The organism is Thermostichus sp. MS-CIW-38, assembly GCF_054058415.1.
The window spans coordinates 1-9296 of sequence record NZ_JBSSAH010000062.1 but is presented as its reverse complement, the minus strand read 5'-3'; the positions used below and the strand labels follow the sequence as shown (position 1 = coordinate 9296).

Annotated in this window: 7 protein-coding genes, 1 pseudogene and 1 CRISPR repeat array; of the genes and pseudogenes, 6 read left to right on the top strand and 2 right to left on the bottom strand. The window is 57.5% G+C overall.

The features are described 5' to 3' along the window. The 3 genes and pseudogenes from ACVWXZ_RS13895 to cobW all read left to right on the top strand — a co-directional run. Positions 1-105, top strand: a pseudogene (locus ACVWXZ_RS13895) (photosystem II protein D2); the annotation flags it as partial. A 187-nt stretch (positions 106-292) separates the two neighbouring features. Then, complete coding sequence (psbC, locus tag ACVWXZ_RS13890) at positions 293-1672, top strand: photosystem II reaction center protein CP43 (RefSeq protein ID WP_369791763.1); 1380 nt, start codon at positions 293-295, stop codon at positions 1670-1672. A 138-nt stretch (positions 1673-1810) separates the two neighbouring features. After that, a complete protein-coding gene (gene cobW / locus ACVWXZ_RS13885) occupies positions 1811-2869 on the top strand; it encodes a cobalamin biosynthesis protein CobW (RefSeq protein WP_457482653.1) in 1059 nt (352 codons plus the stop codon). A 103-nt stretch (positions 2870-2972) separates the two neighbouring features. Here cobW and ACVWXZ_RS13880 read toward each other — a convergent pair whose 3' ends face one another. Beyond that, a complete protein-coding gene (locus ACVWXZ_RS13880) occupies positions 2973-3929 on the bottom strand; it encodes an NAD-dependent epimerase/dehydratase family protein (RefSeq protein WP_457482652.1) in 957 nt (318 codons plus the stop codon). A gap of 199 nt (positions 3930-4128) precedes the next feature. On the opposite strand from ACVWXZ_RS13880, the gene ACVWXZ_RS13875 reads away from it, so the two are divergent. Then, positions 4129-5157 (top strand): ABC transporter permease, encoded by a 1029-nt coding sequence (locus tag ACVWXZ_RS13875; protein ID WP_457482651.1) that lies wholly within the window; start codon positions 4129-4131, stop codon positions 5155-5157. Between the two features lie 24 nt (positions 5158-5181). Here the strand turns inward: ACVWXZ_RS13875 and ACVWXZ_RS13870 are convergent, their stop codons facing one another. After that, positions 5182-6177, bottom strand: a complete 996-nt coding sequence (locus tag ACVWXZ_RS13870) for an AAA family ATPase (RefSeq protein ID WP_457445059.1) — start codon at positions 6175-6177, stop codon at positions 5182-5184. 130 nt (positions 6178-6307) lie between these two features. Between ACVWXZ_RS13870 and ACVWXZ_RS13865 the strand changes: the two genes are divergently transcribed. Then, the gene (locus ACVWXZ_RS13865) at positions 6308-6748 is read left to right on the top strand and encodes an RrF2 family transcriptional regulator (protein ID WP_414332250.1); all 441 of its coding nucleotides are present in this window, start codon (positions 6308-6310) and stop codon (positions 6746-6748) included. A gap of 78 nt (positions 6749-6826) precedes the next feature. After that, complete coding sequence (locus tag ACVWXZ_RS13860) at positions 6827-7741, top strand: S1 RNA-binding domain-containing protein (protein WP_414351627.1); 915 nt, start codon at positions 6827-6829, stop codon at positions 7739-7741. Positions 7742-7784: 43 nt separating this feature from the next. Beyond that, a CRISPR array of direct repeats spans positions 7785-9191; the repeat unit is 36 nt; unit sequence GTGCTCAACGCCTTACGGCAATCAGAGGAAAATCAT. Positions 9192-9296 lie beyond the last annotated feature (105 nt).

The window sequence follows — 9296 nt, the reverse complement described above, 5'->3', positions numbered from 1 at the left end:
ATTTTGCTGAACGAGGGGATTCGGGCGTGGATGGCGCCGCAGGACCAGCCCCATGAGCGCTTTGAGTTCCCTGAAGAAGTCCTCCCCCGCGGCAATGCGCTCTAAACCCACTGAGCTCGCTCGACTTTAGCTGCGGTAGATCCCTAGAGATCTGCTCTGTGAGGATGAGCGCTTGCCCAAGGGATCCCCTGCCGCGGATCCCAGTGGACAGGGAGCCCAACGGCAGGCGCTCGCGTTAACTAAACTTTTTTTGGTGTCTCTTGTTCCTGACTATCATTGGAGGTTGGTCTCTGTGACCTCGACAACATTTGGTTCTGCAGTGGTGCAAGATCGCACCCAAGGCGGATTTGCCTGGTGGGCTGGGAATGCCCGCTTGATTAATCTCTCCGGTCGGCTTTTGGGCGCCCATGTGGCCCACGCTGGCCTGATCGTCTTCTGGGCGGGAGCGATGCTGCTGTTTGAGGTGGCTCACTTCACGCCGGATCGGCCTATGTATGAGCAGGGCCTGATCCTGATGCCCCACGTGGCCACTCTGGGCTGGGGGGTTGGCCCGGGGGGCGAGGTGATTGACACCTACCCCTACTTTGTCATCGGGGTGCTGCACCTGATCTCCAGCGCCGTGCTGGGGTTGGGGGGCATTTATCACGCCATTCGCGGCCCAGAAACTCTGGAGCAGTCTTTCCCCTTCTTCGGCTACGACTGGAAAGACAAGAACAAGATGACCACCATCCTGGGGATCCACCTGATCCTGTTGGGGTTGGGGGCTTTCTTGTTGGTGGCCAAGGCCATGTGGTTTGGCGGTGTCTATGACACCTGGGCTCCAGGAGGTGGCGATGTGCGGGTGATCACCAACCCCACCTTGAACCCCGCCGTGATCTTCGGCTACTTGTTCAAATCTCCCTTTGGTGGGGAAGGCTGGATCATCAGCGTTGACAACATGGAGGATGTGATCGGCGGCCACATCTACATTGGCATTATCTGCATTGCCGGTGGGATTTGGCACATCCTCACCAAGCCCTTTGGTTGGGCTCGCCGCGCCTTCATCTGGTCTGGGGAGGCCTATCTCTCCTACAGCTTGGCGGCGGTTTCCCTGATGAGCTTCATTGCCACTTGCTACATTTGGTTCAACAACACCGTTTACCCGAGCGAGTTCTACGGCCCCACTGGCCCAGAAGCCTCGCAAGCGCAAGCCCTCACCTTCATCGTGCGCGACCAGCGCCTGGGGGCGAACATTGGCCAAGCCCAAGGTCCCACCGGTCTGGGTAAATACCTGATGCGCTCCCCCACGGGCGAGATCATCTTCGGCGGCGAGACGATGCGCTTCTGGGATGTGCGGGCTCCCTGGAAAGAGCCGCTGCTGGGCCCCAATGGCCTGGACTTGGATAAGCTGAAGAACGACATCCAACCTTGGCAAGCTCGCCGTGCGGTGGAGTACATGACCCACGCGCCGCTGGGATCCCTGAACTCGGTGGGTGGTGTGGCTACCGAGATCAACACGGTGAACTTCACCAGCCCCCGCACCTGGTTGGCTGCTCACAACTTCATCTTCGGCTTCCTGTTCTTTGTTGGCCACCTGTGGCATGCCGGTCGCGCTCGCGCTGCCGCTGCTGGCTTTGAGAAAGGGATCAGCCGCGAGAACGAGCCGGTTTACCGGATGAAGCCGATCCGCTAACTTTGGGTTAGCACAACGGTCTCAATGGTTTGGCTTGGCCCCCATACCGGGGGCCTTTTTTTTGGGCATCCCCCCCTGAAGGATTGGCAGAAAGAAAGTTTGGGGTGGAAACTGAAGAGCGCTGAGTCATCAGAGCAGATGCACAAGATCCCTGTTACCGTCATCACCGGATTTCTGGGATCCGGCAAGACCACTTTGATCCGTCACCTTTTGCTCAACAACCAGGGCCGCCGCATTGCCGTGTTGGTTAACGAGTTTGGCGAAGTGGGCATCGACGGCGAGTTGCTGCGGGATTGCCAACTGTGTGAGGGGGAGGGATCCATCCCCATTCTGGAGCTGGCCAACGGCTGTCTCTGCTGCACGGTGCAGGAGGAGTTTTTGCCCACCATGGAAGCTCTGTTGCAGCGGCGGGCGGAGCTAGACTGCATTTTGATTGAAACCTCAGGACTGGCCTTGCCCAAGCCGCTCGTGCAGGCTTTCCGCTGGCCCACCATCCGTACAGGTGCCACGGTGGATGCGGTGATTACGGTGGTGGATGGTCAGGCTCTGGCCTCTGGGCAACTGGTGGGGGATCCGGCGGCCCTGGAGGCCCAGCGACAGGCAGATGAGAGCTTGGATCATGAGACTCCTATTGAGGAGCTGTTTGAAGATCAGTTGAGCTGCGCCGATTTGGTGGTGCTCACCAAGGTGGATCAGATTACCCAAGAGGAGCAAGCTCGGGTGGAAAGCTGGCTGCGCCGGCGGTTGCCCCCTGGGATCCAAATTCTCCCCTGTGAGCGGGGGCAGGTTCCCCCAGAAGTGCTCTTGGGCTTTAATGCAGCGGTGGAAGACCAGCTCGAGCGCCGCCCCAGCCACCACGATCACGGGGAGGAGCATGAGCACGAAGCTTTTGAGTCTTTCTACCTCAGCTTGGAGGGAGGTTATGAGCCGGGATCCCTGGTGGCTCAGCTACGCCAGTTGGCCCAAGAGGAATGTCTTTACCGGATCAAAGGGTTTGTGGCCGTCCCCTACAAGCCGATGCGCCTGGTGCTGCAGGGGGTGGGATCCCGATTTGAAACCTACTACGACCGCCCCTGGCGACCCCAGGAGCCGCGCTTGACCCGACTGGTGCTGATTGGGCAAAACCTCAACCGCGAGCGCATTGCCGCCCAGCTCCAGGCCTTGGCCATCAGAGAAACGGTGGCCCCCACCGGCTGATCCCTGTCGGAGGCGAGTGGGATCCCTTGGGTCCTCGGCTCTCATCCCCCCGTCCCAGAGGGAAAGGAAGTAGCGTCCAGTTCTACTGTTACTCAAAGGTGGTCTAGAGGTAGGTATCCAAAAGAGAGGCCACGGTGGGGAAGTGGCAGCGCAAACCCAGGGTTTCTGGGGAAATGGCCGGGTAAACAAAATGGCGCTGGCGCAGACAGAACTCATCCCAGGCTGAAAGCCGCACCCGAAATAGAAAGGCCAAGCCGCGAACGAGAGCCGGGGGCAGAGGCACTCGGAAATAGATCCGTTTTTTGAAATAAGCACACATCTGTTCCACACATTCATCCCAGGAGAGGGGGGGATTGCCCAACACCCAATCGCCACCACCAGGCAGATGGGCCACCCAATAGGCCACCATCTCGGCCACATCGGCAGCGTGGATAAAGTGGAAGCTGGCATCCACCCGCAAAAAGCGGATCAGATCCAGCCAGCGGAGAACGTCCTTGAGGCCGGCAGTGATGTGGGAGTAGGGGTGGTGGGGGCTGCCGCCAAAGAGCAGGGTGGGATAAAGGGTGAGCAGGCGCTCCGGCCAGAAGCCGCTTTCCTGCCGCCGCAGCAGCATCTCGTACTTGCTGCGGATGTAGTCGGTGCCGGCCCGTCCGGCAATGGCCAAAGGCTCCAGGTCCTGGTTCAAAAGGCTGGCCGTGGAAAAGTAGATCACCTGCTGACAGCGCTCCGGATCCAACAACTGAAAGAGCTCCAGGGTGTGGGTAACATTCACGGCCCAAGCCAGGGCGGGATCCCCCCAAGCTGCCGCCATGTGGATCAGCCCGTCCATCTGGCGCAGCAGAGCGGCGTGTTCCCGGATGCGCAGGAGATCGCCGGGTACTAGGGTGATAGGGGCAGGCAGTCGTTCCAGGGGCAGCCGCAGGCGGCTGGTCTCGCGGATGAGAACGTACAGGTGGTAGGCGGGCTGCTCAGGAAAATCGGGATCCCTTTGCTGGGCCAGGCGCTCCAACACGTAGTGTCCCAGGCAGCCGCTAGCGCCGGTAAGAAACAGATTTCGCAAGAGGTCTTCCCAACGGGACTCGATGAAAAAAAGCTTCTGACTAGTGTACCGCCTCAGCTTCCGTCTGCCGGAATTCCCCTGTAGGAGAGCCGCTCGACTGGGCAAACCCCACACTGGAAATCTGGCCGCAAGGATGTCAGCATAGTTCGACAAGAATCCAACTCAAAGAGCGCACCACTTAAGGTATCCATCTGCATCTGTGGCTGTAACCTCCTCTCCGCCTTCCCGTTCCCGCGCTTTTGACCTTTGGCCTCCCCTGGCCTTAGTTTTGCAGCGGATCACCCAAGCCGTACCGGTGCTGCTGTTGATCACGCTGCTCAGTTTTTTGCTGTTGCAACTGGCCCCTGGGGACTTTTTGGATCCCTTGCGGGCGGATCCCAGTGTCAGCCAGGAGTTTATTGCCCAAGAGGAAGCGCGGCTGGGGTTGGATAAGCCCTTGGTTTGGCAGTACTTGACCTGGCTGGGCAACCTGCTGCAAGGGGATTTCGGGGTGAGCTACACCTATCGCGTGCCGGTAGCACAGCTCATCCTCTCCCGCGCCGGCGCTACCTTGCTGTTGGCGGTGTCCTCTGTGGTGCTGACTTGGCTGGTCGCCATTCCCCTTGGGATCCTGGGGGCGCTGCGGCAGAACACCCCCCTGGATCGGGCGTTGCAGTTGCTCAGCTACCTGGGCCAGGCCATGCCCAGCTTCGTGCTGGCCATTTTGCTGCTAATTGTGGCCCAAAACGTGAGCTGGCTGCCGGTAGGGGGGATGACCAGTGTTTATTTTGCCGAGCTTAGTTTGGGGGAAAAGTTGCTGGATCTGGGCCGCCACCTGCTCCTGCCCACGCTGGCCCTGAGCATCACCAGCTTTGCCGGGCTGCAGCGGATTACGCGCGGCAATTTCTTGGATGTGCTGCGGCAGGAATACATCCAGGCGGCGCGGGCCCGTGGGATCCCAGAGTGGCGGGTGATCTGGTTGCACGCGCTGCGCAACGCCGTCAACCCCTTGATCACGATCTTGGGCTTTGAGTTTGCCAATCTGCTCAGCGGCTCTTTTATTGCCGAGTTTTTCTTCAATTGGCCGGGGCTGGGCAAGCTGCTCTTGGAGGCTGTTCAAAGTTTCGACATCAATGTGGTGATGGCGGGGCTTCTGCTGGGGGCCGTGATGCTCATTCTGGGCAATTTGTTGGCCGATTTGCTCCTGATGTGGATGGATCCCCGGATCCGACCCGACTCACTGCTGTAGTTAACCATTGCTGCTACGGATCCCTCAAACAGGCGGCTCAATTGTGGAGACAATATCCCGAATCACCGCCTCAGCCTCTTGCCGTCGGTTGCCGGCCATCTCTCCCGACCCGGCCAGAGAAACCCGATGGGTCAGTACCGGCACGAACAGTGCTTGCAGATCTTCTGGTAGACAAAAGCTGCGCCCTTTCACCAGCGCCTGAGCCCGTGCTGCCCGCGCCAAGGCCAGGGCTCCACGGGTGGATACCCCCGCCCGCAGCAGCTTGGACACGCGAGTGGCCTGCACCACCTGCAGAAGATAGTCCGCCAGGGATCCATCCAAATACACCTGATCCACCGCCGACTGAATCTCTCGCAACTCCATCAGGGAGAGAACCGGCTGCAGAGCATCCACCGGCTCGGCCTGTTGCCGTTGCAAGAGTAAAGCTCGCTCTACCTCAGGGCTGGGGTAGCCAATCGACAGCCGTACCAAAAACCGATCCAACTGGCTTTCTGGTAGGGGATAGGTGCCGTGGTACTCCAAAGGATTTTGGGTGGCCAACACCATAAATGGGCTGGGCAGCGGGTAGGTGCGATCGTCCAGCGAAACCTGCTTTTCCGCCATTGCCTCCAGCAGGGCACTTTGGGTGCGGGGCGAGGTGCGATTGATTTCATCCGCCAAGACCACGTGGGCAAAAATGGGGCCGGGACGAAATTCAAAATCCCCTTTTTCTTTGTTGAAAAGGGTGAGGCCAAGGATATCTGTCGGCAATAGGTCGCTGGTAAATTGAATCCGCTGAAACTTGGCTCCCAAACTGTGGGCGATGGCCCGCGCCAAAGTGGTCTTGCCTACACCGGGCACATCTTCAAGCAAAACATGACCTTCCGCAACCAGGGCCATGACCACCGCCTGCACCACCTGCGATTTGCCCTGAAACACGGATTCGATATTGGCAATCAGCTTGCCAATCTGTTGGTGCAAGGTTTGTAATCGCTCCGCTGGGATCCGTGCCGAACCAGACCGGCTGCCGACACTCGCCATAAACCATTCCCAAAGGGGCCTATTCCACCTTACAGGCTGGATCCCATTGCCAGCTCAGGGCGGGATCCCGCTAAACCCCAGTGAAAAACCGGAGTATCATAGACCTAAGCCCTCCACAAGGATGGATATCTTGGAACTGTCTTGCAAAAGTGAATATGCTCTCCTGGCCCTTCTGGAATTGGCCCAGCACTACAGCGATGGCCAGGTGCTGCAGATTAAAGAAATTGCGGCTCATCAGTCCATACCCGACCGCTACTTGGAGCAATTGCTGGCCACCTTGCGCAGACAGGGGTTGGTGCGCAGCCAACGGGGATCCAAGGGAGGCTACTTCCTGGCCCGAGCACCCTGGCAGATCTCGCTGCTGGATGTTATCCAGGCCATCGAGGGGGAAGATCTCACCCGCTCCCGCGACTTGCCCTCGGGCGATCTCACCCCAGAGCGGGAAGTGCTCCTGAAGGCCTGGCAAGATGCCCAAGCTGCGGCGGTAGCCATTCTCCAGAAGACCACCCTACAAGACCTCTGCGACCGGCAGGCACAACAGCAACAAGCTCGGCTCATGTACTACATCTAGGCCAGAGGCTGGAGCTGGGATCCTTGGAAGGTTTTGGGTTATCCTGAAACCCACTGCTTTTTGAATTGAGCCCTTTCCATGACCGTTCGCTCTTCTCGCTCTCAGGCTGCCGATACGTTTTCTGCGGAAGATTTTGCCCAGGCTTTAGACAAGCAAAACCTCAGCTTTCAACCGGGGCAGGTGGTGCAAGGCCGCATCTTCCAACATCAGAACGATGGCGCTCTGGTGGATATTGGCGGCAAATCCCCGGCCTTTTTGCCCCTCAAGGAAGCAGGGATCCGCCCAGGGGAAGATTTGAGTGCGCTCTTTCCTTTAAAGACAGAAGCCGAGTTTCTCATCCTGCGGGAAGATGCAGAAGGACAAATTGTGCTCTCGGCGCGGCGGCTGAGGCTGAAGCGGCTTTGGGAAGAGCTGGCCCAGAAGCAAGCCAACGGCCAGACGGTAACCGTTCCGGTGATCGCCACCAACAAAGGGGGGGTGGTGGTGGATGTGCAGGGGCTGCGCGGCTTCATTCCCCGCTCCCACCTCAGCCAACGGGAAAGTCTGGAGGAGTTGGTGGGGCAATCCTTGACAGCAAGCTTTATCGAGGTGAACCCAGAAGCCAACAAGCTGGTGCTCTCCCAAAGGGCGGCTGTAAAGTCCGAGAACCTGAGCCGCTACACCAGTGGCCAAGTGGTGGAAGGCAAAGTCAGCGGACTAAAACCCTTCGGTGTGTTTGTGGACTTGGAAGAAGGGGTAACCGGGCTGTTGCACATCAAGCAGGTCAGCCAAAGTTTTGTAGCCTCGCTACCGGATTTGTTCAAACCAGGCCAACGCATCAAAGCTGTTGTCATCGATGTGGATGAGGCCAAGGGACGGATGGCCCTCTCCCTGCGGGTGCTGGAAAAGCATCCGGGCGAGGTGCTGGAGCAGCTGGACAGGGTTATGGAGGAGGCCGAAGAGCGGGCCGGTAAACTCAAGGGGAGAATAACATCCGACGGCCAAGTCATCTGATCCCATCTCTGCCTCGAGTTCGGATGCAAAACCTGCAGAGGGAAAGCAAGACGCCTTACGGCAATCAGAGGAAAATCACTGGAAGGTGGATCCTGGCTCAGACTTGAGTTCTGCGTGCTCAACGCCTTACGGCAATCAGAGGAAAATCACGCTGGATCTTCCTGACACTTACAGTCAGGAACTGCCCGTGCTCAACGCCTTACGGCAATCAGAGGAAAATCACCCGGTAGCGCGGGTACCCACCTAGGCAAGTACGGGTGCTCAACGCCTTACGGCAATCAGAGGAAAATCACCTGGAAGGCGAGGCTTGTCGGAAGGGGCAGTCTTTCTTGTGCTCAACGCCTTACGGCAATCAGAGGAAAATCACCCGAACCGGCCTAGTCGGTAAGCCCTTGGCTTTGCGGAAAGGTGCTCAACGCCTTACGGCAATCAGAGGAAAATCACGGGCCATAGTATCCCTATAAAGACAACAGGGCCTACGTGCTCAACGCCTTACGGCAATCAGAGGAAAATCATCCGATCACGTTGCCGACGAATTCCCGACGCTGCACGGTGCTCAACGCCTTACGGCAATCAGAGGAAAATCATATCTAGGGGGATGGGGGGTACTAGAGTACCTACCCCGTGCTCAACGCCTTACGGCAATCAGAGGAAAATCATAACCATGCTTAATAACAAGATTGGCTAACTTGAGAGGTGCTCAACGCCTTACGGCAATCAGAGGAAAATCATCCAAGGATCCGCGCCGCGGATGCACGCGAGTAAACGTGCTCAACGCCTTACGGCAATCAGAGGAAAATCATGTCCAGGTCCCAATACCCTCATGGGCCCCATCCTAGTGCTCAACGCCTTACGGCAATCAGAGGAAAATCATTCGCGTCACCTCAGTTGACCGGATCCATCCGATCAGTGCTCAACGCCTTACGGCAATCAGAGGAAAATCATGCTCCGGAGACTCTCCCTCGTCCTCAAGGGGCCATCGTGCTCAACGCCTTACGGCAATCAGAGGAAAATCATCCATAGTACCTGGCCTGATCTAGAAGGGCTTTGATGTGCTCAACGCCTTACGGCAATCAGAGGAAAATCATCTTCACGTACCCCTTACCAAAGTAGGATGGGCGCACCATGTGCTCAACGCCTTACGGCAATCAGAGGAAAATCATTTAGGAAGTCATGCGCATATCTAACTTCATATGGCAGTGCTCAACGCCTTACGGCAATCAGAGGAAAATCATCAGAATGCGCCTGAAAGTTATTGGGAAGACACAGTGTGCTCAACGCCTTACGGCAATCAGAGGAAAATCATATCCCATCAACTTTGATGCCCAGAGACTTTTGCCAGTGCTCAACGCCTTACGGCAATCAGAGGAAAATCATACGCCACTCTTGCCGGCGAAAACGCCACTCTCGTTAGGTGCTCAACGCCTTACGGCAATCAGAGGAAAATCATGCAGATAGAGCTAGGTTGTGTTGATCTTTCATTTGAGCCAAAAGAGAGCACTGACGAGATAGAGAAAACTCAAGAAGTTCCTGGCCAATTTGTCAAAACGAGAAC

Excerpts from the sequence above, each read along its gene's own strand:
- cobW (WP_457482653.1), top strand. The coding sequence starts at position 1,811 with ATGCACAAGATCCCTGTTACCGTCATCACCGGATTTCTGGGATCCGGC.
- ACVWXZ_RS13870 (WP_457445059.1), bottom strand. The coding sequence starts at position 6,177 with ATGGCGAGTGTCGGCAGCCGGTCTGGTTCGGCACGGATCCCAGCGGAG.
- ACVWXZ_RS13860 (WP_414351627.1), top strand. The coding sequence starts at position 6,827 with ATGACCGTTCGCTCTTCTCGCTCTCAGGCTGCCGATACGTTTTCTGCG.